At 62.1% G+C, this 23,497-nt stretch carries 21 protein-coding genes, 2 tRNA genes and 1 riboswitch; of the genes, 9 read left to right on the top strand and 14 right to left on the bottom strand.

Annotated features, from left to right (window positions below; genetic code table 11):
* The first annotated feature begins 93 nt into the window (after positions 1–93).
* Complete coding sequence (locus ACK3CV_RS16370; RefSeq protein WP_103773487.1) at positions 94–834, top strand: transporter substrate-binding domain-containing protein; 741 nt, start codon at positions 94–96, stop codon at positions 832–834.
* Here ACK3CV_RS16370 and ACK3CV_RS16365 read toward each other — a convergent pair whose 3' ends face one another.
* The 4 genes from ACK3CV_RS16365 to ACK3CV_RS16350 are packed head-to-tail and all read right to left on the bottom strand — an operon-like array spanning position 835 to position 3,990.
* A complete protein-coding gene (locus ACK3CV_RS16365) occupies positions 835–1,770 on the bottom strand; it encodes an ABC transporter substrate-binding protein (RefSeq protein WP_041035803.1) in 936 nt (311 codons plus the stop codon).
* 35 nt (positions 1,771–1,805) lie between these two features.
* Positions 1,806–2,573 (bottom strand): ABC transporter permease, encoded by a 768-nt coding sequence (locus tag ACK3CV_RS16360; protein ID WP_041035801.1) that lies wholly within the window; start codon positions 2,571–2,573, stop codon positions 1,806–1,808.
* Positions 2,570–3,310: an ABC transporter ATP-binding protein gene (locus ACK3CV_RS16355; RefSeq protein WP_164037729.1), complete on the bottom strand. Its 741-nt coding sequence runs from the start codon at positions 3,308–3,310 to the stop codon at positions 2,570–2,572. The genes ACK3CV_RS16360 and ACK3CV_RS16355 overlap by 4 nt, the downstream gene beginning before the upstream one ends.
* The gene (locus ACK3CV_RS16350; RefSeq protein ID WP_489009878.1) at positions 3,307–3,990 is read right to left on the bottom strand and encodes a TenA family protein; all 684 of its coding nucleotides are present in this window, start codon (positions 3,988–3,990) and stop codon (positions 3,307–3,309) included. Before ACK3CV_RS16350 ends, ACK3CV_RS16355 begins: the two co-directional genes overlap by 4 nt.
* A 62-nt stretch (positions 3,991–4,052) precedes the next feature.
* Positions 4,053–4,155: riboswitch (TPP riboswitch) on the bottom strand.
* Positions 4,156–4,305: 150 nt separating this feature from the next.
* Here ACK3CV_RS16350 and ACK3CV_RS16345 point away from each other — a divergent pair.
* The 4 genes from ACK3CV_RS16345 (at position 4,306) to gap (ending at position 8,264) form a co-directional block, all read left to right on the top strand.
* The gene (locus tag ACK3CV_RS16345) at positions 4,306–5,328 is read left to right on the top strand and encodes an LLM class flavin-dependent oxidoreductase (protein ID WP_164140916.1); all 1,023 of its coding nucleotides are present in this window, start codon (positions 4,306–4,308) and stop codon (positions 5,326–5,328) included.
* 13 nt (positions 5,329–5,341) lie between these two features.
* On the top strand, positions 5,342–6,076 hold the full coding sequence (locus tag ACK3CV_RS16340) for an SDR family NAD(P)-dependent oxidoreductase (RefSeq protein ID WP_103798387.1): 735 nt from the start codon (positions 5,342–5,344) through the stop codon (positions 6,074–6,076).
* Positions 6,077–6,202: 126 nt separating this feature from the next.
* Entirely contained in the window at positions 6,203–7,177 is a 975-nt protein-coding gene (locus tag ACK3CV_RS16335; RefSeq protein ID WP_489009877.1) for a GlxA family transcriptional regulator, read from the top strand.
* Positions 7,178–7,253: 76 nt separating this feature from the next.
* Positions 7,254–8,264 carry a type I glyceraldehyde-3-phosphate dehydrogenase gene (gene gap / locus ACK3CV_RS16330; protein ID WP_049196736.1) on the top strand — a complete coding sequence of 337 codons (1,011 nt, stop codon included), beginning with the start codon at positions 7,254–7,256 and terminating at the stop codon, positions 8,262–8,264.
* Positions 8,265–8,318: 54 nt separating this feature from the next.
* Here the strand turns inward: gap and ACK3CV_RS16325 are convergent.
* Together ACK3CV_RS16325 and mtfA are read right to left on the bottom strand one after the other, a co-directional pair.
* Positions 8,319–8,394: transfer RNA gene (locus ACK3CV_RS16325), tRNA-Asn, on the bottom strand.
* 99 nt (positions 8,395–8,493) lie between these two features.
* Positions 8,494–9,294, bottom strand: a complete 801-nt coding sequence (gene mtfA / locus ACK3CV_RS16320) for a DgsA anti-repressor MtfA (protein WP_033635147.1) — start codon at positions 9,292–9,294, stop codon at positions 8,494–8,496.
* 92 nt (positions 9,295–9,386) lie between these two features.
* On the opposite strand from mtfA, the gene ACK3CV_RS16315 reads away from it, so the two are divergent.
* A tRNA-Ser gene (locus ACK3CV_RS16315) sits at positions 9,387–9,476 on the top strand.
* Between the two features lie 235 nt (positions 9,477–9,711).
* On the opposite strand, the gene ACK3CV_RS16310 is transcribed toward ACK3CV_RS16315, so the two are convergent.
* The 3 genes from ACK3CV_RS16310 to ACK3CV_RS16300 form a co-directional block, all read right to left on the bottom strand.
* Positions 9,712–12,081 carry a glucose/quinate/shikimate family membrane-bound PQQ-dependent dehydrogenase gene (locus ACK3CV_RS16310; protein WP_049211382.1) on the bottom strand — a complete coding sequence of 790 codons (2,370 nt, stop codon included), beginning with the start codon at positions 12,079–12,081 and terminating at the stop codon, positions 9,712–9,714.
* A 181-nt stretch (positions 12,082–12,262) separates the two neighbouring features.
* A complete protein-coding gene (locus ACK3CV_RS16305) occupies positions 12,263–13,639 on the bottom strand; it encodes an MFS transporter (protein ID WP_049197318.1) in 1,377 nt (458 codons plus the stop codon).
* 255 nt (positions 13,640–13,894) lie between these two features.
* Positions 13,895–15,790 carry a bifunctional sugar phosphate isomerase/epimerase/4-hydroxyphenylpyruvate dioxygenase family protein gene (locus tag ACK3CV_RS16300; RefSeq protein WP_489009876.1) on the bottom strand — a complete coding sequence of 632 codons (1,896 nt, stop codon included), beginning with the start codon at positions 15,788–15,790 and terminating at the stop codon, positions 13,895–13,897.
* 229 nt (positions 15,791–16,019) lie between these two features.
* Here ACK3CV_RS16300 and pcaH point away from each other — a divergent pair, with 229 nt between their 5' ends.
* Genes pcaH through ACK3CV_RS16285 form a run of 3 tightly spaced genes read left to right on the top strand, consistent with a single transcriptional unit; the run spans position 16,020 to position 18,368 of the window.
* Complete coding sequence (gene pcaH, locus ACK3CV_RS16295; protein WP_164140908.1) at positions 16,020–16,757, top strand: protocatechuate 3,4-dioxygenase subunit beta; 738 nt, start codon at positions 16,020–16,022, stop codon at positions 16,755–16,757.
* Positions 16,757–17,377, top strand: a complete 621-nt coding sequence (pcaG, locus tag ACK3CV_RS16290; RefSeq protein WP_033635143.1) for a protocatechuate 3,4-dioxygenase subunit alpha — start codon at positions 16,757–16,759, stop codon at positions 17,375–17,377. Before pcaH ends, pcaG begins: the two co-directional genes overlap by 1 nt.
* A 58-nt stretch (positions 17,378–17,435) precedes the next feature.
* Complete coding sequence (locus ACK3CV_RS16285; RefSeq protein WP_060430556.1) at positions 17,436–18,368, top strand: LysR substrate-binding domain-containing protein; 933 nt, start codon at positions 17,436–17,438, stop codon at positions 18,366–18,368.
* Positions 18,369–18,377: 9 nt separating this feature from the next.
* Here the strand turns inward: ACK3CV_RS16285 and pcaDC are convergent, their stop codons facing one another.
* Genes pcaDC through ACK3CV_RS16260 form a run of 5 tightly spaced genes read right to left on the bottom strand, consistent with a single transcriptional unit; the run spans position 18,378 to position 23,442 of the window.
* Positions 18,378–19,532 carry a bifunctional 3-oxoadipate enol-lactonase/4-carboxymuconolactone decarboxylase PcaDC gene (gene pcaDC, locus ACK3CV_RS16280; RefSeq protein WP_164140906.1) on the bottom strand — a complete coding sequence of 385 codons (1,155 nt, stop codon included), beginning with the start codon at positions 19,530–19,532 and terminating at the stop codon, positions 18,378–18,380.
* Positions 19,529–20,872, bottom strand: coding sequence for a 3-carboxy-cis,cis-muconate cycloisomerase (pcaB, locus tag ACK3CV_RS16275; protein WP_164140904.1), 1,344 nt, complete (start codon positions 20,870–20,872; stop codon positions 19,529–19,531). Before pcaB ends, pcaDC begins: the two co-directional genes overlap by 4 nt.
* Positions 20,873–20,875: 3 nt before the next feature.
* Positions 20,876–22,078: a 3-oxoadipyl-CoA thiolase gene (gene pcaF / locus ACK3CV_RS16270; RefSeq protein ID WP_164140902.1), complete on the bottom strand. Its 1,203-nt coding sequence runs from the start codon at positions 22,076–22,078 to the stop codon at positions 20,876–20,878.
* Between the two features lie 10 nt (positions 22,079–22,088).
* Positions 22,089–22,742 (bottom strand): 3-oxoacid CoA-transferase subunit B, encoded by a 654-nt coding sequence (locus ACK3CV_RS16265; RefSeq protein ID WP_039565321.1) that lies wholly within the window; start codon positions 22,740–22,742, stop codon positions 22,089–22,091.
* A gap of 10 nt (positions 22,743–22,752) precedes the next feature.
* Positions 22,753–23,442, bottom strand: a complete 690-nt coding sequence (locus tag ACK3CV_RS16260; RefSeq protein WP_033647888.1) for a 3-oxoacid CoA-transferase subunit A — start codon at positions 23,440–23,442, stop codon at positions 22,753–22,755.
* Between the last annotated feature and the right edge of the window lie 55 nt (positions 23,443–23,497).

Here is a 23,497-nt window from a genome sequence, read left to right as displayed (position 1 = left end):
CGGCTTCGGCGGCGAAAGCTTGCTGGTCCGAGGTTTCGCTCTACGCTTAATGAGCGCCACGACGGCGCGCCCATCAGCCATTCAGGAGGAAGTATGCAGACGATTCCCGCCGCGGTACTCGACGATCTGGCCCCGCAAGGCGTGTTGCGCGCGGCGATCAACTACGGCAATCCGGTGCTGGCGCAGGCCGGAGCCGGCGGCAAACCGCAAGGCGCTTCGGTGGAGCTGGCCGCCGCGCTGGCCCAGGAGCTGGGCGTGGCGCTCGAACTGGTGACCTATGACGCGGCGGGCAAGGTGTTCGCCGACCTGGACAGCGGCGCCTGGAACCTGGCGTTTATGGCCATCGAGCCGGTGCGCGCGGCGCAGATTGCCTTCAGCGAGCCGTACGTGATCATCGAGGGGACTTACCTGGTGGCGAACGACGCGCCTTACTTTGAGGTGGCGCAGCTCGACAGGCCGGAGGTGCGCATCGCGGTCGGCCAGGGGGCGGCGTACGATCTGTTTTTATCGCGCACGCTGCAGCAGGCGCAACTGGTGCGGGCGGCAACCTCTGCCGAGGCGATCGCGCTGTTTTTCGACCGGGGACTGGAGGCGGCGGCCGGCGTGCGCCAGCCGCTGCTGGCCGCTGCGGCCGCCCATCCCGGCTACCGGGTGCTGGAGGGGCATTTCACCGCTATCCGCCAGGCGCTGGCGGTGCCGCGGCAAAAAACGCAGGGCGCCGCCTACGTGAACGATTTTATCGAGCGCTGCAAGGCCAACGGGCTGGTGAAGGCGGCCTTGCAGCGCAGCGGCCAGGGTGAGGTGACGGTGGCGCCGCCGGCCGCCTCGGCGTGATCAGTTCAACTCCACCGCGTACTGTTCCACCGGAGTGATTTTCTTGATCAGCTTGTTGTCGAACAGGAACTGTTCGTAAGCCTGGTAGCGGGCCCGATCCAGCTTGGCCGGATCGCGCGCGAACAGCGGCAGGCTGGCTTGCCACGCCTGTTTGTTCAGCTCGGTATTCAGCTCCGGGTGCGCCTTGGCGAACGCCAGCCAGGTGTCCTGCGGGTGCGCGTGCAGGTAGTCGCTGCCTTGCTTCAGCGCGGCGAGGAACTTGCGGATTTTCGGCTCGTTCACCGCATCGCGGTGGGCGACGATGATCAGCTCGTCGTAGGCCGGCACGCCGTAATCTTCGACGTTGAACACCACCGGCGTCTTGCCCTGCAGCTTCAGCTCCAGCGCTTCGATGTTGCGGTAGCCGCCGATCACCGCATCGACCTGGCCCGCCAGCAGGGCGCTGGTCAGCTGGAAGTTGACGTTGATGAGCTTGATGTCCTGCGGCTTGAGGTGTTCGTGTTCGACCATGGTGGCCAGCGTCGCCTGTTCGATGCCGCTAACCGAGTAACCCACCGTCTTGCCCTTGAGATCCGCCGGCGACGTGATGTTTTTATCCAGCGCGATCACCGTATTCAGCGGCGTGTTGATCAGCGTGCCGACGCGCATCAGCGGCAGGCCCTGATCGGCGAAGAAATGCAGCTGAGGTTGGTAGGTGATGGCGAGGTCGGCCTGTTTGGCGGCCACCAGCCGCGGCGGCAGCGCCGGATCGGACGGCGGCACGATCTTGACGTCCAGCCCTGCGGCCTTGAAGGCGCCGATCTGCTCGGCCACCATAATCGGCGCGTGATCGGGGTTGATGTACCAGTCGAGCACCAGCGTCAGCTTTTCGGCCGCGCCGGCCTGGCCGGTGATGGCGGCGCCGAGCAGCAGCCCGCAAACGGTTTGTTTGATCATGGTCGTTCCTTTATCCCTGGTTATGGTTGCAATCATCAGTCGTTTTCCGGCGCCCAGGCGATCAGGCGCCGCAGCAGCGCATCCACCGCGGCCCACAGCAGCACGGTCATCAGCACCAAAATAAACAGCGCGGCGAAGCAGACGTCGGTCTGCATGCGCGCGTTGGCGTTCAGCATCACGTAGCCCAGCCCTTCGGCCGAGCCGACCCATTCGCCGATGATGGCGCCGATCGGCGCGACGGCGGCGGCCATGCGCAGGCCGGAGCCGAAGGCCGGCAGCGCCGCCATCAGCCGCACGTGCCGCAGCTGCGCCCAGCGCGAAGCGCGCATCGTGCGCGCCAGATCGAGATAGTCGTTGTTGACCCGGCGCAGCCCGTCGAAAAAGGCCGACACCACCGGGAAGAAGATCACCAGCACCGCCATCGCCACCTTGGCGCTCATGCCGAAGCCGAACCACAGCACCAGCAGTGGCGCCAGGGCGAACACCGGTATCGCCTGGCTGGTGAGCACCAGCGGCATCAGCCAGCGCTGCAGGCGCGGCGAGAAGATCATGCACAGCGCCAGCGCCGCGCCGAGCAGCACGCCCAGCGCCAGCCCGCTGACGATCTCCGAAGCGGTGATCAGCGTGTGCCAGGCGAGATAGCCGCGCCCGTCCCACAGCGCCTGCGCCACCGCGCCCGGCGTGGGCAGCAGGAAGGCCGGAATGCCGCTTTGCGCCGCCAGCCACCACAGCAGCAGCAGGCCGACGAACACCGTCAGCCCGCGCCGCAGGCGGGTGAGGCCGCGTTCTTTGGCGATATTCATTGCGCGGCCCTCACCAGCTGTTGCAGCAGCTCGGCCTGGCTTTTCAGCAGGCCGGCGTCATCCGGCGCACGCGGCGGTTGCCCGCTGATGCGGTGGCTATCATCGAGGCCCAGCGGCCAGGGCGACAGCACCAGCAGCCGGTGGCTCAGGCGGCAGGCTTCCATCGGGTCGTGGGTGATCAGCAGCACGGTGTTTTGCGCCAGCAGCTCGGCGGCCAGGCTCTGGATCTCGGCGCGGGTGATGGCGTCCAGCGCCGAAAAGGGTTCATCCATCAGCACGATCGGCTGGCGTTCGTAGAGCGTGCGGGCGATGGCGGCGCGCTGGCGCATGCCGCCGGACAGCGCGGCGGGCAGGCTGCGGCCGTGAGCGGCCAGGCCCACGCGCTCCAGCAGGTGCGCCGCCCACGCCCGATCCGGCGTTTCGCCGCGCAGCCGCGCGCCGAGGGCGACGTTTTCTTCGACGTTCAGCCACGGGTAGAGCAGGTCTTTTTGCCCCATGTAGGCGATGCGCCCGGCGATCGGCAGGCCGTCGCTGCCGGTCACCGTGCCTGAGGTGGCCTGCGCCAGGCCGGCGATGATCTTCAGCAGGCTGGTTTTGCCGGCGCCGCTGGCGCCGAGCAGGGCGACGAAGCTGCCGCCGGCGATGTCGAAGCTCAGCCGGTCGAAGACGATTTGCTGACCGAAACGCAGGCTGAGATCCCGCACCTGGATGCCGGGCGGGAGACGCGGGGTGGTCATGAGGCGTTCAGCCCCATTTGCCAAAATGCCGATTCCAGCTGGGTGGCGGTGGTGAAAATCTGCGCCAGCTCGGTGAAGCGGCCTGGTGCGCCGCGCTGGTGGCCGACGGTTTCCAGCAGCTCGATGGCGGCGCGCACGCCGGCCAGATAGCCCTCGTCGCCGTAGTTGCGGATCCAGGAGGCGTAAGGATTGCCCTCTATTTGGGTGGCGGGATCGTGCAGCAGCCGCAGGCCGATTTCAGCATAGCCGGCCACGCAGGGCAGCAGGCCGGCCAGCAGATCGAGGGCGTCGCCGGCATGGCCGATATCCAGCACGTAGCGGGTATAGTTCATGGTTTCCGCCGCTTCCGGCTGGGAGGCGATCTGCGCTTCGCTTAGCCCCCATTCGGCGCAGTAGGCCACGTGCAGCGGCAGTTCGGCGACGATACCGTTGAGCGAGGCGGTGGCGGCGCGCATCTCCGGCAGGGTGCGCAGCTTGCTGACCAGCAGCGCGTAGGCGCGGGCGAAGTGCAGCAGGAACAGATAGTCCTGGGTCAGGTAGCGGCGAAACGCGCGTTCGGGCAAGGTGCCGGCGGCCAGCTGCTGCAGAAACGGGTGATCGACGTAGTCCTGCCAGTGGCTGCCGGCTTGTTGGCGCAGCCGGCCGTAAAGACCGCTTTCGAACAGGGTGGTGATGGACATGGGACCTCCTTGAGTCAGTGGAGATCCGGGCACGCTGGGGTATGAACAGGCAACGGGTGAGAGCGTTGTTGCCTAACCGTCCCTTCGCTGGCATGACCCAGATCAGGTTCAAAGGGTTCGGCTTGCGCCATCTCAGCCCGTAACAGGACACCCCTCGGAGCTGCTTGTTATACGACATTTGTTTTTTGATTACAATCGCCGGGCGGCGCGGCGGCAATCGGTTCGTTTAGTGCGATCGGGGGCGATTTTGCTGGCGCAGGGCGCGCGGTTTTTGTCACTGTAGGCCGATGATTTTGCCTCTGAGGATGATGCCCGATGAAAAAGATTGGTTTTCTCTCGTTTGGCCACTGGTCGCCTTCCGCCCAGTCCGGCACCCGTTCCGCGGCGGATGCGCTGCTGCAGTCCATCGATCTGGCGGTCGCCGCCGAAGATCTGGGGGCGGACGGCGCCTATTTTCGCGTACACCACTTCGCACGCCAGCTGGGGTCGCCGTTCCCGCTGCTGGCCGCCATCGGCGCCAAAACCCAACGCATCGAGATCGGCACCGGCGTGATCGACATGCGTTATGAAAATCCGCTGTACATGGTGGAAGACGCCGGCGCGGCGGATCTGATCGCCGGCGGGCGGCTGCAGCTTGGCATCAGCCGCGGCTCGCCGGAGCAGGTGATCGACGGCTGGCGCTATTTCGGCTATGCCCCGGCCGACGGCGAGAGCGACGCGGACATGGCTCGCCGCCACACCGAAGTGTTCCTGGAAGCGCTGCGCGGTGAAGGGTTCGCCGAGCCCAATCCTCAGCCGATGTTCCCGAATCCGCCCGGGCTGCTGCGGCCGGAGCCGTTTTCCGCCGGGCTGCGCGACCGCATCTGGTGGGGCGCCGGTTCGAACGCCACCGCCGTCTGGGCGGCGAAGCTGGGCATGAACCTGCAAAGCTCGACGCTCAAGAACGACGAAACCGGTGAACCCTTCCATATCCAGCAGGCCAAGCAGATCCGCGCCTACCGCGCCGCCTGGCAAGAGGCGGGCCATGCGCGCGAGCCGCGGGTTTCCGTCAGCCGCAGCATCTTCGCGCTGGTGGATCAGCGGGATCGCAACTACTTCGGCGGCGGCGGCAAGGAGGGCGATCAACTGGGGTATATCGACGCGCAGACCCGGGCGATCTTCGGCCGCAGCTATGCCGCCGAGCCGGACGAGCTGATCAAGCAGCTGGCGCAGGACGAGGCCATCGCCGAAGCGGATACGCTGCTGCTGACCGTGCCTAACCAGCTGGGCGTGGATTACAACGCCCACGTCATCGAATCGATTTTAACCTATGTCGCGCCGGCGCTCGGCTGGCGCTAAACGGAGGAGTGGCATGTCACGCATTTTCATTACCGGTTCGGTAGACGGGCTGGGCCGCGCCGCCGCGCAAACGCTGTTGGACGAAGGGCATCAGGTGATTTTGCATGCGCGTGAACCCGGCCGTCTGGATGCGGTGCGCGATCTGCTGGATCGCGGTGCGCAGGCGGCGATTGGCGATCTGTCCGATGTGCAGCAGATCCGGCAGCTTGCCGAGCAGGTCAACCGCCTCGGCCGCCCGGACGCGGTGATCCACAACGCCGGTATGTTTACCGGGCCGCAGGTGATGCCGGTGAACGTCGTTGCGCCCTACCTGCTGACGGCCCTGATCGAACGCCCCAAGCGTATCGTCTATCTGAGCAGCAGCATGCACTTTGACGGCGTGGCGGAACTGAGCGGCGTGGACTGGCTCGGCGGCGCAGCCGGCTCCTATTCGGACAGCAAACTGTTCGTCACCGCGCTGGCCGCCGCCGTGGCGCGCCTGTGGCCTGACGTGATCAGCAGCGCGGTCGATCCCGGCTGGGTGCCGACCAAAATGGGCGGCGCGGATGCGCCAGACGATCTGGCGCTGGGGCATGTGACGCAGGCGTGGCTGGTGAGCAGCGATGAGCCGCAGGCTCTGGCGTCCGGCGGCTATTGGCACCATCAACAGCGCTTCGAACCTCACGCGGCGGTATACGACGAGGCGTTTCAAACGGCGCTGCTGGCGCAATTGGCGCGCGCCGGCGGGGTGAGCCTGCCGCAGGCTTGAGGACAGTGCTTTGTTGGCCCGTCGGCGCTTGCCGGCGGGCTTTTTTATGCCCGCAGGGTGAACCGGCGAGGCTTTTCTTATACAGTGGCTGTCTGACCTTTTTTGCTCGTTCTTCTTATTATCGCCATGCATACATTCCTGATTATCGTCCCTGAAGGGGGCATGCTGTTCGAAGCGGCGGGCATCGCCGATATCCTGATGCAGGCTAACCGCCTGAGCCCTGCCGAAGCGCCGCTGTATCAGATCGCTGTCGCCACCACGCAATTCCATCGGGTGGTACACGGCCTGTCCGGGCTGAGCCTGTTGGCCGACCATCGCTTGGCGGATCTCGATCCGGCCCTGCCGCGCGATACCGTCATTGTTGCCGGCAAGGGGGCGACGGAAGAAGAGGGGGCCCTGGTGGCGGATTGGCTGCGCCGCGCGGCCCCGCAGGCGCGCCGTATCGCTTCCGTTTGCGGCGGGGCTCTGCTGCTGGCCGAGGCCGGGTTGCTGGACGGGCGGCGGGCGACTACCCACTGGCGGCTGGCGGAAACGCTGCAGGCGCGCTTTCCGCGGGTGCAGGTCGAAAACGGCCCGATCTACGTGCCGGACGGGCCGATCTGGACCTCCGGCGGCGTCAGTTCCGGCTTCGATCTGACGCTGGCGCTGGTGGAGGACGATTACGGCTTCGTGCAGGCGCGCGAAGTGGCGCAGGATCTGGTGATGTTTCTGCGTCGCCCCGGCGGGCAGGCGCAGTTCAGCCGCTACCCGCTCAACCAGGCCAAATCGCCTGGCCCGATCCGCGACCTGCAGTCCTGGATCCTGGAAAACCTCGCCGACGATCTCAGCGTCGATCGGTTGGCCGAACGCGTGGCGATGAGCCCGCGCAACTTTACCCGCGTGTTCACCCGCGAGACGGGCATTTCTCCCGCCAAATTCGTCGAAGAGGGGCGGTTGCATACCGCCAGACAGCGCCTCGAGCAGAGTGCGGAGGGCATCGAACAGATCGCGCTGGCCACCGGCTTCGGCAACGGCCTTAACCTGCGGCGGGTGTTTGAGCGCAAACTGCAGCTGACCCCGAGCGAATACCGCGAACGCTTCCACGCGCGCAATTTGGCGTAAATTGATCGTTAAACGTCATTTACGCCGTCTCGGGGCAGGGCTAGATTTGAGGCAAAGCCCAAACGAGGAGAGCATCATGGTGAAAGTAGGCATTAACGGCTTCGGCAGGATCGGGCGCAACGTGCTGCGCGCGGCGCTGGGGCGCAGCGATTTTGAAGTGGTGGCGATCAACGATCTGACGGACAGCAAAACGCTGGCGCACCTGCTGAAATACGACACGCTTTCCGGCACGCTGGCGGCCAAAGTGGAAGCCGGCGATAATCGGCTGCTGCTGGACGGCCGGCCAATTCAGGTGTTTTCCCAGCGCGATCCCGCCGAGATCCCCTGGCGCAGCGTGGGCGTGGACGTGGTGATCGAAGCGACGGGCTTCTTTACCGATAAAGCCAAGGCGGAAGTGCACATCACGCACGGCGGCGCTAAGCGGGTGATTATCTCAGCGCCGGCCAAGAACGACGACATCACCATCGTCATGGGGGTTAACGACCAGCTCTACGATCCGGCGCTGCATAAAGTGGTCAGCAACGGCAGCTGCACCACCAACGGGCTGGCGCCCGCCGCGCAGGTGCTGCATCAGGCGTTCGGCATCGAATACGGGCTGATGAACACCACTCACGCCTATACCAACAGCCAGGCGCTGCACGATCAGCCGGAAAAAGATCTGCGCGGCGCGCGGGCGGCGGCGGAGTCGATCGTGCCTTACTCCAGCGGCGCGGCCAAGGCGCTCGGCAAGGTGATCCCGGATCTCGACGGCAGGTTGACCGGTTATTCGCTGCGGGTGCCGGTGCCGGTCGTCTCGATCGTCGATCTGACGGTGACGCTGAAACGCCCGGCGACGGTGGAGGAGATCAACGCCGCTTTCCGCGCGGCGGCGGCGTCCGGCCCGCTGAAAGGGATCCTGGGGTACAGCGATGAACCGCTGGTGTCGAGCGACTATCGGGGCGATGCGCGCTCGTCGATTATCGACGGCCTGTCCACGCTGGTGATCGGCGGCAATCTGGTGAAGGTGCTCGCCTGGTATGACAACGAGTGGGGCTTCTCCAACCGCTTGGTCGATCTGGCGCTGCTGATGGAAAAACGCGGGCTGTAAACGCCCAACAGCAAAAAGCCCGCTTAAGTTTCCTTAAGCGGGCTTCTCTAAATATGGCTCCTCTGACTGGACTCGAACCAGTGACATACGGATTAACAGTCCGCCGTTCTACCGACTGAACTACAGAGGAATCGTGTGAACGGGGCGCATCATATCCAGCGGCCCCGGGTGTGTCAACGCTAAATTGCCTTGAGTGGTGCGACTGCTCGGTATCTGAGCAATGTGCCCGTCAGTCAGCCCATTGCGCGTCGTTTTCCGCTTGGCCGCGCAGCAGGCGCGCCAGCGGATCCTGGCGGTAGAAGCGGCAAAAGTGCTGATACAGCGCCGGGAAGCGCTCTGCCAGCAGCTCGGGGGCGCTGAAAAAATACTCCGACAGCACGGCGAAGCACTCGGCCGCATCGGTGGCGGCGTAGGCGTCCATGCTGGCGGCCTCTTCGCCGACCATGTCGATCTCGTCCTGCAGACTTTCCATCGCGGCGTGCAGATCGTGCTCCCAGGCGGCCACTTCGCGCAGCGGGATCGGCGGCACGCCGGTGGCGACGCCGCCGTTGCGCATATCCAGCTTGTGCACCGCTTCGTGGATCACCAGATTGAAACCGGAAAGATCGAAAGAGTCCTGCACGTCTTGCCAGTTGAGCACGATCGGCCCTTGTTCCCAGCTCTGGCCGGACTGCACCACCGGCCCCGAGTGCACCAGGCCAATTTCGTCCTGCCATTCGTCTTCCACCACGAACGGGGTGGGGTAGAGCAGGATTTCGTTGAAGCCGTCGAGGCACTCCGCGCCGAGCTCCAGCACCGGCAGGGCGAACAGCAGGGCGATGCGCGCCTGCATTTGTGAGGTGAGCTGCAGCCCCTGCAGCGGCACGATGCGCTTTTGCTGCAAGATTTGCCCGGCGACGGCCACCAGCCGCTGCCGCTCCTGCTCATTCAGCGGCGACAGCAGCGGGATCGCCAGCGCGTCCTGCCACTGGGCCTCGATGTCTGCCTGGGATTGAGAGGGTTGAGTCGCTTTCCACGGCCATTTAATCATCAGGTTGCTCGTAAACTCATCACTTGAACGTTCAGCGGTATGCTAATGCTGTAAAAATGCCGCAAAAGCGGGCATGATAGCAAGCGTTGTCAGGAGAGATGCCGGAGCGGCTGAACGGACCAGTCTCGAAAACTGGAGTAGGGGCAACTCTACCGGGGGTTCAAATCCCCCTCTCTCCGCCACTATTCAATCACTTACGAATAAATCTTTCAACGATCCCCATCACAGTAAAACCACCGTTCTTATCGGCTGTCGTTCTTATTTCCCTGTGCCGACCCTTTGCCGGCGTTATCAAACCGTCTTTTCGTCTTACCGTTTGTCATGTTGTGAACGATAGGGCGGGTTTGACGCCGCCCGTTGCCGCTGGGATTGACTCACTCTGTAAACCCGATGCGCCTTGATATTTCTCGTGCGGGATTACTTGTCCGGCAGCGCATAGGCGATAATGTAGTCGCCGCGCATCGGTGATTGGCGTGCGCCTCCCGCATTGATGACAATGTACTGTTTGCCGGTTTTCGGCGAAAGGTAAGTCATCGGGCCGGATTGGCTCCCGACCGGCAAGCGCGATTTCCATATCTCTTTACCGTTGGCGGTGTCAAAGGCGCGTAAATAGAAGTCCTGCGTGCCGGCGAAAAACAGAAGACCCGACTGCGTCGACAGCGGCGCGCCCAGCGTTGGCATGCCGATAGGGATCGGCATATGCATGCTGATGCCGAGCGGCCCGGTATCCTCGACTGTCCCGACAGGGACCTGCCACACCAATTTGCCGGTAGTCAGGTCCACGGCGGACATCGTGCCGAACGGCGGTTTCTGGCAGGGGATCCCCAGCGGGGAGAGGAACCGTTCTCGCAGGGCCCCGAACGGGGTGCCCTCCATCGGGACTATCCCCATTTCAATACCGCTGGCGTTGGTCGGCACCTTATCCCGCGGCACCAAATAATGCGCCAATCCCAGACGCATGTCGTTAACGAACATCAGGTTATTGTGGGGATCCACGGCGACGCTGCCCCAGTTCATTCCTCCCAGGGAGCCTGGGTATTGCAGGGCGCGGTCTTCACCCGGCGGGGTGAAAATGCCTTGATAGCGCATTTCTTTAAACTGAATGCGGCATAACAGCAGGTCAATCGGCGTTGCGCCCCACATATCCGACTCTTTCAGTTGTTCATTGCCAATCATCGGCATCCCCACTGAGTACGGCTGGGTGGGGGAATAGCGTTCACCCTTGATAGCTCCCGTTGGCACCGGGCGTTCTTCAACTTGCGCGACGGGCTCGCCGGTCACGCGGTTGAGCATGAAAATCATGCCTTGCTTGCTGGTTTGCACCAGAACCGGCGTAATGCCGCCTTTGCCGTCGGGCAAATCGAACAACAGCGGCTGTGAGGGCAGATCGAAGTCCCACAAATCGTGGTGGGTCGTCTGATAGTGCCAGCGAACTTTGCCGGTAGCGGCGTCTATGGCGACGACGGCGGAGCTGTATTTGTCGTCCAGCGCGCTGCGAGTGCCGCCGAAAAAGTCTGGCGTCGCGTTGCCTGTGGGTAAATAGATGAGGTTCAACCGCTTGTCATAGGACATGGCTGACCAGACATTCGGCGTGCCGCGAGTATAGGTTTGCCCCTCCGGCGGCAGGCCGCTCAGTTCAGGGTTGCCCGGATCCCAGGCCCACACGAGGTTGCCGGAGTGAACATCATAAGCTCGAACAACGCCGGGAGGCTCATCGGTGGAAAAGTTGTCCGCTACGCGTCCCCCCACGACGACGATTTCTCCGGCCACCAGCGGCGTGGAGGTTTGTTGATAATAGCCCGGTTTGATTTCGCCCATGCCGCTGCCGAGATCGACGGTACCGCGATCGCCAAAGGCGTCGCACAATTTCCCCGTGTCGGCATCAAGGGCGATGAGTCTGGCGTCAATCGTGGGCAGGAACAAACGACGCGAACAGATCGCGGGTGGGCGACTCGAGCCTGTTGCTGCAGGAGCGGCGTGATCCTCGTAGTAACCCAGGCCCCGGCAGCGCTGCCAGTTCGGCGAGGCGGCCTGCGGATCGAAACGCCATTTTTCTTTCCCGCTATCCACATCTAAAGCCAGCACTTTACTGTACGGGGTGCAGACATAAAGCGTGTCGCCGACCTGCAACGGCGTATTCTGATCTTCCGCACCCGAACCTTTGCTCACGGGAAGATCGCCGGTATGGGCAGTCCAGGCCACCTGCAAGCGGGAAACGTTCTGCTTGTTTATTTGATCAAGTGCGGCGAAGCGATCGCCGTGCGGGGTATTTCCCCAGTGCTCCCAATTCTTTTGTTGCTCGCCGGCGGCTACTGGAAATACGGGGATGGTTTTCGTCGCGCTGACCAGCGGTTGGGATCTGAACATCCACCCGAAGCTGACCCCCAGCCCGATGGCCAGGATCGCCGCTAAGCCGAAAGCCGGGCCTTTTTTGGCCGAATGACCGGGCATCAATGGCCAGGCGATAGCGCAAAGAAACGCTAAAACGCCGAGGGTGAAAAGGCGCGAGAACAGCGGCCAGTAATGCCAGCCGGCATCGGCGACGGCCCAAAACAGGGAGGCGACGAAGGCGATCGCGTACAGGATAATGCCGCTGCGACGGCGCCGGGCAATCAGTACGGCGGCGATAATCATCGCCAGACCCATCGCCACGAAATAAAACGTTCCGCCGACGAAGGCCAATCTGGCGCCGAGAAGGCAGATTGCCAGGCCGATAATGAACATCAATCCGGCAAGAAACCACAGGAGGTACTTTTTCCCGTCCCGCGTCCTGTGTGCTTTTTGCATATGAGCTCCTTAGTGATTTTTCTCTGAGGCGGTTAAAAAGGGGAATGAGGTGGCGTTGCGCCTTCCGGCTGGGGCGCCGCGTGTTTGCAGCCGGAAGGCGTCTGTACCGAAGAAAGGAAGGGAGGGAATGTCATTCCCGCTATCCTGTCGTCGCTGTTCAAACGGGGGCTACTCCGCGCGTTCAGCGCATGTCATTTGAACGTGCGTCAAGGTAAGCCGTATACCCATGCCCTGCCGCTTGGCGAACTTGATGGCGCCCTTTGGCGACGATCATCGCCACCGTCAATAGCGCCGGCAGCGCCAGCACGGTGAAAATGGTGCTTAAGCTCCAACCGAGCGCCAGCATTTCAGCGCCGGCCAGCGCGCTCAATATGGCGCCCAAACGACCGATGCCGTGCATCCAGCTGGAGCCGGTAGCCCGGGCTTCGGTGGGATAAAAACTGGCCGACAGGGCGTTCATGCCGGTGTTGGCTCCTCCGATGCAGAATCCGATCGCCATCGCGCAGCCTCCCATCAGGACGGGGTAGCCCATCGCCGGCCCCATAAGCAGGGTGAACAGCGCCCCCATCCCATAAATGGACGCCAAAGCGCGATGCGGTTCGGACCTGTCCATCAGCCAGCCGGAAAACAGTGAGCCCAGCGTGCCGCCCGCCTGAAACAGGGCGGTGATGATCGCCGCTTGCGTGACGTTGAAGCCGCCGTCTTTAATCAGCAACGGCAGCCAGCTGCCCAACGTATAGAACAGAAACAGCGCGGAAAAATACGATCCCCACAGCATTAAACTGCCGAAGCGATACTGCGAGCTCACCACTAATTTGATGGGGTGCGCGCAGGCCTGGTTTGGCGGGGGCAATATGATGGTGCTGTGCCGAAGATCGAGGTCGGGCGCCAGTTTCGCCAAAATCCGCTGAATTCCGTCGTTCTTCGCCCGTTTCTCCACCAGGAAACACACCGATTCGGGTAACGCCGCCATCAGCACGGGCGCGAACAGCAGGGGCAAGATCCCGCCGAGCAGCAGCACGGAATGCCAGCCGAAGCGTGGCATTAGCCAAGAGGCGGCGAATCCGCCCAAGGCGGCGCCAAAGGTGAAGCCGCAGAAGACCACGGTAATCAAGAAAGCGCGGCGCCGGGCAGGCGCGAATTCCGCCACCAGGGTGCCGACATTCGGCATGGCGGCGCCCAGCCCCAAGCCGGTGAGCAGGCGAAATAACATCATCTGCTCCATATTTTGAGAAAACGCCGTCACCAGCGTCCAAACGCCAAAAAAGAATACGCTGTTGATGATGACCACTTTGCGGCCGAACCTGTCTGACAATGGCCCGGAAAGCATCGCGCCCAGCGACAGGCCAATCAGCGCCGCGCTGATCACCAGCCCCAGCTCGCGATTAGTGATTTGCCAATCGGCCTTAAGCTCTGGCGCAATAAATCCCATGATAACGATATCGAATCCATCCAGAGCAATGATGCAAAAGCCGAGCAGCACGACCATCTTTTGCCATTTCCCTAAGGGGCGGCTGTCGATCAGCGCCCGAACATTGATTGCGTTGTTTCCCGACATGGGGGGCTCCCGGTGCAGTAGTTGAGTGTCATCACTATAAGCAGCCGTTGGCGGGGCAATAAATGTCGATTATCGAAATAATGTGCGTTTATCGGACGATGAGGTGAGAGGGAAGTGAGGGTGGAATGTTAACCTTATGTTATGAAAAGGGATTGCCGTGGGAATGTCTGAGCCGGAAGCGGTTGAGAGTGTGAGCGTGATCATTAATCTTTTCAGTAAGATGAAAGAATGAGCGGGCCTTGATGGCCCGCACGGTTAACGCATGGCGGTGAGCCGAACCGGGGCGTTGACGGCCCCGAAGCCGCGGTAGCCGCCCCGACGTTCCAGTAACTCGAAGAAGAAGCGCCCTTTCTCGTAGGCGACGGTATAGACGTGCAGTAATTCTCCACCTTGCTCGTCTCGATCGTAGAGCACATTGAACGCTTGCAGCTGCGAAAGGAAAACGGGATCAAGATCGAAACGCGCTCTGAGGTCTTGATAGTAGTTATCGGGGATGCTCAGCGTTTTTAATCCACGCTGCTGAGCCGCTTTCACTACGCTGAACAAATCATTACAGCCAAAGGCGACATGCTGTAATCCCGCGCCCTGATAGGTGGTTAATGCCTGGGCGATTTGGGTTTCCCGGCTCACCGACATATTCAGCGGCAGCCGGATGGCGTCGTTGGGGCTGCGCAACACGCGGCTGCGCACCAAACCCAACGGATCGGGCAGTTCCCACTCGTTGTCCTGCACAAAACCCGGCACGCTGCGCAGGAACATGATCCAGTTGCCGCAAGATTCGTCCGTCAGCGCTATCGCGAGGTGATCGATGCTCTGCAGTGCAGGCGGCGGCGCGCTGCGATGCGTCAGATGAAAATCGGTGTGATAAATATCGTTCTTGGGATCTTCGTCCGCCTCGACCAGATAAATCAGGCTGCCGTCCGGTGCGCACAGGGCGGGAATTTGCCGCTCGTTGGGGCCGGTTTCTCCTTGCCAGAGGGCGTAACCGTAGTCTTGCGCCCGTTGCAGTAAACGCGCTACGCCGCGAACCCGCCACGCCACGGCGCAAAGAGAAATGCCGTGCAAGTGATAATAGCCGCAGGCCTGACTTTCCGGTTGGGCATTCAGAATGACATTCACTTTGCCGTTGCGATAGAGGGCGACGCTTTTGGAGCGGTGTTCGCCGGCGTGAACCAATCCCAACTGCGTCAGCCATTGGCCCATCGCCAGCCCATCGCTGTGCGAGACGGCAAATTCGATAAACTCCAGCGCCAGCAAGGGGGGATGCGCTTCTGAATGAAATAATGAATGTTCTATGAGCGAGGCCATGGCGTTGGGCAGCAGAGGCTGTTTGGCCAGCCAGTCATAGGTTTGTTCCTCCAGCCACAACAACGATCGGAAACCGTCCTGAGCCGTGGGAAGCACCGGCGAGGCGCGGAAACCATCGTTAAATATCTCCAGCGACCAGGCGCCGCGATAGCCATGCGCGGAAAGTTGAGTCATGAACTGAGCCAGGTTCAGCTCCCCTTGGCCGGGGAAACAGCGGAAATGGCGGCTCCAGGCGAGCACGTCCATCTTCAGTAGCGGGGCGTCCGCCAGTTGTACAAACACAATTTTTTCGGGGGGGACTTCATCAAGGCCGTCAAGATTATCGCCGCGCGACAGGATATGAAAACTATCGAGAATGATCCCCAGCGCCGGATGGTCTACGGCCTTAACCCGCGCCCAGGCGTCGCGCCACAGGTTCACGTGACGTCCCCATGCCAGCGCTTCATAACCGACAGTAATATCATACTCGGCGGCCAACTCCGCCAACGCGCGCAAATCGATCACTTGCGTGGCCAGGTCTTCGCTGCTGTCGGGCGAGACATTACTGCAGAGCAGCATGCGCGAGCAGCCCAATTGCTGCATGACGTCGAACTTGCGCGCTGCGCGTGAAAGGTTCTGCGCCAGGCTTTCGCGCGGGCCGCCTTCGAAGTCTCGAAACGGCTGGAACAGCAAAATTTCCAGGCCCAGTTCGGCGCACAGCTCACGGATTTGCGCCGGTGAACCGGGGTAATAGACCAGATCGTTATCGAAAATTTCGACGCCATCAAAGCCTGCGGCGGCGATAGCCCGCAGTTTTTCCGGCAGCGAGCCCGATACCGAGACCGTCGCGATAGAACGTTTCATCATTGCCTCCAGTTAAGCGGTCATGGATGACCTGAAAGCGACCATTCAGTAGCGAGGCGGACCACCGACGGGAATTGAAACCTGTTATGGACCAAATGAAATGTTTCGTCAATTCAGAACATTCCATGACTTTTGGTTATATAAAGCGATCGGTTTTCTCACTTTACTTTTACATATTGCGCTTCCTACACTCTGTCGACATGTACCCTCAAATAATAAGGATACCGGGATGAAAAGTGATTGGATGGCGCGAGAACTGGTGCATCGCGATTACAGCCATCACCCGCCTGCGCTGGCGCCGCTGTATAAAACCAGCGTGCTGCGATCGCCGCGCAATGCATTAATTTCATTGCAAAACTCGCTGTCTGAACTGACCGCACCCGTGTTCACGCCAACGGATATCGGCCCGATTGATCACGATCTGATTCTGAACTACGCCAAAGACGGCTTACCGATCGGCGAGCGGATCATCGTGCATGGATATGTGCGCGATGCCTTCGGGGCGCCGGTGCGCAACGCCCTGGTCGAGGTATGGCAGGCCAATGCGGGAGGGCGCTATCGTCACAAGAAGGATCAGTATCTGGCGCCTATCGATCCCAATTTTGGCGGCTGCGGCAGGATGCTGACCGACGACAACGGGTATTACTGTTTTCGCACCATCAAGCCGGGCCCGTACCCCTGGCGCAATCAGGTCAGCGACTGGCGTCCGGCGCATATTCACTTCTCGCTCTTCGGCGAGGCGTTCGCGCAGCGGTTGATCACGCAGATGTATTTCGAAGGCGATCCGTTGCTCGTTCGTTGCCCTATCTTGCAGTCGGTAGGCAGCGACGATGCGATGCGCACGCTGATTGCCGAGCTGGATATGCACGCCGCCGTGCCGCTGGACAGCCTGGCCTACCGTTTCGATCTGGTGCTGCGCGGCCATCGGGCCACGTGGTTTGAGAACCGTACACAGGGAGCCGCGTGATGAAAAAGTATTTGTCTGAAACGGCCTCGCAAACCGCCGGCCCTTATGTGCACATCGGTTTGGCGCCGCATGCCGCCGGTTTTGACATTTTTGAGCGTAATTTCACCCATGTGTTGACGCAACCGGAAACGCGCGGGGAACGCATCGTGGTGGAAGGGCATGTTTATGACGGTACCGGCACGCCGGTGCGAGACGCGCTGGTTGAAGTCTGGCAGGCCAACGCCGCCGGGCGATATCAGCATCCCGCCGACGGCCAACGAGATAAACCCGACGACCCCGCTTTTCGCGGCTGGGGGCGAACCTGTTCGGATTTCACCAGCGGCCTGTGGCAATTTGAGACGATCAAACCGGGCAGAGTGATGGGGCGCGACGGCCGGCTGATGGCGCCTCATCTCAATTTATGGATCGTGGCCCGCGGCATCAACATCGGGTTGAACACGCGTCTTTACTTCGCCGACGAGCAGGCGGCGAACGCTGAAGATCCGGTGTTGAACCTCATTGAATGGGAGAAACGGCGCGGCACGTTATTGGCGCAAAGGCGGCAGCGCGGTGATCAGACGGTATACCATTTCGATATCTGGCTACAGGGCGAGAACGAGACCGTTTTTTTTGATATTTGACCTCCGTTTGCCCTGTGAATGAGCTTGCCGCGTCGGCGGCAAGTTAATACTATAAATCATGAACATGACTTCTCGCTTTAGCCAACGCATCCGCCTGCGTCATCTGCACGCCTTTGTCGCTACCGCGCAGCAGGGGACGCTGGTGCGCGCCGCACAGCAATTGGGCATCACGCAGCCCGCCCTCTCCAAAACGCTCAATGAACTGGAAAGCCTGGCCGGCGAGCGCCTGTTTTCGCGCAGCCGGCAGGGGGCAGAGCTGACCGCCGCCGGGGCGCGTTTCCTGCAGGATGCGGGGCGCGTTTTGGATGCGCTGAATGTGTTGGGGCGTACGGTCGCATCGGACAGCGAGGCGCTGCCGGCGCCGCTGCATATCGGGGCGCTGCCCACCACGCTGGTGAGTTTGGTCGCGCCGGTCTTGGTGGGGTTGCAGCAGCAATCGCCAGGTTGGCGCATGCAGGTTTCGACGCTGGCCAACGATGCGCTGATGATGGCGGTGAGATCCGGGCAATTAACCTTAGGGATAGGGCGTATGTCAGACCCCTCTCGCATGGAGGGGCTCAATTTCGAGCTGCTGTATCATGAAACGCTGCGGCTGGTGGTTTCCCCCCATCATCCGCTGCTGCATGCGGATGTCACGCTGGCGGAGGCCCTGAGTTGGCCATTGGTGCTCTCACCGCGTGGGACCGTACCGCGCCAGAATGCGGAGGCGCTCATTGTCAGCCACGGGCTGGCCGTGCCGGAAGGCTGCGTCGAGACCTTGTCGGTCACGCTGGCGCGCTGCCTGACGTTGCAGTATGGCTATGTTTGGCTGGTGCCTTACGGCGCGGTGCGCGACGATCTGTTCGGCAATCACCTGCGTGCGCTGCCGTTGCCTACTCAGGGAATGGCAGAACCGTTGGGCATCATTACCCGGCAAGAGGCGTTCACGCCCCCTGAGCAGCAGCGCCTGGTCGCAGCGCTGCGTCAGAGAGTACTGGATGTGCCGGTATAAACGGCTGTTCTATTCGACCGGCGGCTGCCCGGCATCGTGTTCGGCAAAGACGGATTGCGCCAAATGAAAGGCGGCGTTCGAGGCGGGCAGGCCGCAGTAAAGCGCCGCATGCATCAGGACTTCTTTGAGCTCTTCGCGCGTGACGCCGTTGTTGAAGGCGGCTCGTATATGCATTTTCAGTTCAGCTTCGCGATTCAAGGCGATCAACATCGCGATGGTGATCAGGCTGCGGGTATGGCGCGACAGACCCGGACGCGTCCACATTTCCCCCCAGGCGTAGCGAGTGATGAAATGTTGAAATTCCTCGTTGAACGGCGACAGCGCCGCGAGGGTATTATCGACATGTTCATCGCCCAATACGGCTCTGCGCACCGTCATGCCTTGCTGATAGCGTTGCCGCTGCGTGAGCTGTTCATCCAAAAAGGTCCGGAAAGTGCGATTGAATGCCCGCCAGGCCTCGACGCTGGAAAGGTGAGAGGCGGGCAAGATGACGCATTGAGCGCCGGGAATGCCCGCCACTAACGCTTTGGCATCATCGACGGTGGTTACCGCGTCGTCATGTCCGGCGATAATCAGCGTCGGCACGAGGATCCCTTCCAGCTCGGCGCGTAAATCGGCGTTTGCCAATGCTTCGCAGCAAGCGGCATAGCTGTTGGGATCGCAGGCCGTCAGCTGATTCAATAATGCTTGCACCCTGGCGGGGGCGGATTGGCAAAATGCCGGCGTGAACCAGCGTGATGCTGCGCCATCGCTGACGGCGGACATCCCCGACTGACGCACTTGCGCGGCGCGTTGTCGCCAATTCGCCGCCGTTCCAATTTTTGCTGCGCTATTGGCGATGGTCAACGTCAGCAAGCGCTCGGGATGAAAACGCGCCAGCCATAATCCCGTTAACCCCCCCATGGAGATACCGCAAAAATGGACGCGCTCAATCGCCAGAGCGTCCAGCAATGACAGCACCTGTCTGCCCAGCAGCGCCAGCGATCCGGGTTGTTCACCGGGCGGCGATGTGCCGTGGCCGGCAACGTCGTAGCGCAGAATGCGATAGTGGGAGATGAGCGCGTCGCGCTGCGGTTGCCACATTGCCAATGACGTCCCCAGCGAGTTGCTGAACAGAATGACCGGGGCGTTTTCGGGCCCTTCCAGGACATAATTCAACATCATTGCTCCTTTTCGGCCGATGCCAGAACTTGTTGAATGAAACGCTGTGCGCTGCCTGTGGCATTGGCCGGATCGAGCAACGTCTCCAGAGCTTCCCGGCTGAGTCGGGAAGAGACTTCCGCATCGGCGCACAGCAGGGTTAACAGGGATTGCTGCGTTGCCTGAGCCTGGCGGCAACATTGCGCGATATGCTGGTGCGCCTGCTGGCGGCCGAGAAGAGGGGCTAAGGCCAGGGAAACCGATTCAGCCATGATCTGCCCCTGCGTCAGCGCCAGATTGCGCCGCATCGCCGCTTCATGCACCTTCAGGCCGTTAACGAGGTCAAGGCTTTGCGCCATTGCCGCTCCGCTCAGCACCAGGAGCTGCGGCAGGCTTTGCCACTCGGCCTGCCAGCCTCCCAGCGCGCGTTCGTGCTCCTGCACCTGGCCGGCATACAATCCCGCCATCAGCGCAGGCAAGCGGTTAGCCGCGCTGAGGATGGCGGCGCAGAGTACCGGATTACGCTTATGCGGCATGGTGGAGGAGGAGCCGCGACCCGGAGCCGAAGGTTCGCTGATTTCAGCGACCTCGGTTTGCATCAACAGCGACATGTCACGCGCCAGCTTGCCGAGCGTGCCCGTGAGTCCGGCATACCAGCCGGCCAGTTCCAGCAACCGGTCGCGTTGGGTATGCCACGGCGTGGCGCTGCGCGGCAGCGCCAGCGCTTCCGCCAGCGCCTGCTCGACGCGTTCTCCCTGCTCGCCGAATGAGGCGAGCGTGCCGGCGGCACCGCCGAATTGCAGCGCCAGCACGCGTGGCCGCATCTCAGCCAGACGAACCCGAAAGCGCAGCAAGGCGTCCAGCGTGCCGGCCAGCTTCAGCCCCAGCGTCGTGGGTAACGCGTGTTGCAGCCAGGTGCGGCCGACCATTAACGTTGCGCTATGGCGCCGACATTGCGCCGTCAGCGCCGCAATCAGATGATTGAGCAGCGTGTCGGTTTGGTTGAGCGCGCTGCGCAGTTGCAGCACCAGCCCGCTGTCAATCGCATCCTGACTGGTTGCCCCCCAGTGAACGAAGCGCGCCGCGTCCGGCGAGCGTTGAGCCACCAGCGCCGTCAACTGTTTGACGAGCGGAATCGCTAAGTTGCCCGCCAATCCGGCGGACTGCGCCAGCGCGGCGGCGTCGAGTTTTTCCGCCCGGCAGTGGCTGCGTATGATTCGAGCCGACTCGTCATCGATAATCCCTGCAGATGCCAGGGCTTGCGCCAGGCCGGCTTCGAAATCGAGCATGCCCTGTAGCAGGGCCGTATCGCTGAAGCAGGGCGTTAATGGCGACGTCATAAACATTGCGCTATAGAGTGACATTGGTTATATCCGTTCCAGAATCAAGGCGACGCCCTGCCCAACACCTACGCACATGGTGCACAGGGCAAAGCGCCCGCCGGTGCGACGCAGCTGATAAGCGGCGGTCATAGCCAGCCTGCCGCCGGATGCGCCCAGAGGATGGCCCAGCGCGATGGCGCCGCCATTAGGGTTGACCTGTGCCGCATCATCCGGTAACCCCAGGGCGCGCATCACGGCCAGCGCCTGGGCGGCAAAGGCCTCATTCAACTCGATGACGTCCATTTGCGCCAGGCTCAAACCGGTTTGCGCCAGTACCTTGCGGACCGCGGGAACCGGCCCGTAACCCATGATGCGCGGCTCTACGCCGCAGGCGGACATGGCGACCACCCGCGCCAGCGGGGCGAGTCCATACTGCACCGCCGCGCGTTCGCTGGCAATGAGCAGGGCGCTGGCCCCGTCGTTGATGCCCGAGGCGTTGCCGGCGGTGACGCTCCCCTCGGCGTGTACGACGCCCTTCAGTGCGGACAGCGCGGCCAAAGAGGTGCTGCGGGGATGTTCGTCGCGAACCAAGTTGAGCGGTTCGCCTTTGCGTTGCGGAATGTTGACGGCGATCAGTTCCTCATCAAACAGGCCCAGCTCCTGAGCGCGGGCGGTGCGTTGTTGGCTGCGCAATGCAAAGGCGTCTTGATCGGCGCGGCTGACGGCGAATTCGCGAGCCACATTTTCGGCGGTTTCAGGCATGGTTTCGACACCGAACTGAGCGCGCATTTGCGGGTTGATAAAGCGCCATCCCATCGTCGTATCTTCCATTTTCAGCGATCGGCTGAAGGCGCTGTCCGCTTTGCCGGTGACAAAGGGTGCGCGCGACATGCTTTCCACGCCGCCCGCGATGATGACCTCCGCTTCGCCGCATTTAATGGCGCGCGCCGCCATACCTACCGCGTCCAATCCCGAACCGCACAGGCGATTGAGGGTGGTGCCCGGCACGGAGTGCGGCAATCCGGCCAGCAGCAGCGCCATTCGCGCCACGTTGCGGTTGTCTTCACCGGCCTGGTTGGCGCACCCCAGAATAACGTCATCAATGGCCTGGGGATCCAGCTGCGGCAGTCTGGCAAGCAGCGCCTTCAGGGGCAGAGCGGCCAAATCGTCGGCGCGCAGCGCGGATAATGCGCCGCCGTAACGGCCAAAGGGCGTACGAACGGCATCGCAGATTAAAGCCTGTTGCATGGCGATTTCCTCAAGCGGGGATCAGGTCAGATTGCAGTAAACGTATCGGGGTTAACGCTTGCAGCGCGTCAAAGGTGAGCCCCGGACACAGCTCCAGCACCTGCGGGCCGTCCGGGGTGATATCAAGGATTGCCATATCCGAATAGATGCGGCTAACGCAGGCCAACCCGGTCAACGGGTAGCTGCACTGTTCCACCAGCTTGCATTCGCCGGTCTTGGTCAGGTAGTCCATCATCACATAGACTTTGCGCGCGCCGATGGCCAGATCCATGGCGCCGCCCACTGCCGGGATCGCGTCTTCGGCGCCGGTGCTCCAGTTGGCCAGATCGCCGGCAGCCGAGACCTGATACGCCCCCATCACGCAGATATCGAGATGGCCGCCGCGCATCATGGTAAAAGAGTCGGCGTGATGGAAATAACTGCCGCCGGGCAGCAAGGTCACCAGCTCTTTGCCGGCGTTGATGAGTTCCGGATCTTCTTCGCCCGGCGCGGGTGACGGCCCCATGCCGAGCAGGCCGTTTTCGCTGTGCAGAATCACTTCTTTGTCGGCGGGCAGGTAGTTAGCGATGCGGGTCGGCAGCCCGATTCCGAGGTTGACGTAGGCGCCTTCCGGAATATCGCGCGCCACCCGTTGGGCTAATTGGTCGCGGGTTAATTTTTGCATGTTCTACTCCTCAGGCAGAGAGGGAAAAGGTCGCGGGGCGCGCCACCGCCACCAGGCGCTGGACGAAGATGCCCGGCGTTATCACGTTTTCCGGATCCAGTGCGCCCAACGGCACCAATTCAGCCACCTGCGCTATCGTCGTGGCGGCGGCCATCGCCATCACCGGGCCAAAATTACGCGCCGCTTTGCGGTAAACCAGATTGCCCCAGCGGTCACCCCGATGGGCCTTTATCAAGGCGAAATCCGCCTTCAAGGGTGTTTCAAACACGTAATGACGCCCGTCGATTTCACGCGTTTCTTTGCCTTGCGCCAGCGGCGTGCCAAAGGCGGTTGGGGTGAAAATGCCGCCCAACCCGCTGCCGGCGGCCTGCATGCGGGCCGCCAGGTTGCCCTGCGGCACCAGTTCCAGTTCGATCGCGCCGCGGCGATAAAGATCGTCGAAGACCCACGAATCGGCCTGGCGCGGGAAGGAGCAAATCATCTTTCGCACACAGCCGGTCTTGAGCAGCGCCGCGAGGCCGCTGTCGCCGTTGCCGGCGTTATTGCTGATTACCGTCAGCTCGCGGGCACCGCGTTCAATCAGCGCATCGATCAGTTCCAGCGGCTGTCCCGCGGGGCCAAAGCCGCCAATCATGATGCTCGCGCCGTCCGGAATGATGGACACGGCATCTTCCAGGGTGGCCACACTTTTATCGATCATCTGTTGTTCCTTTTGTTCGATGCCCGCCGGGGGGAGTGTCTATCGTCAATGGGAA

This window comes from Serratia sp. TSO36, assembly GCF_057808395.1.
Note: the sequence above shows the minus strand (reverse complement) of the source record. Positions and strands in the feature narration are given on the sequence as shown.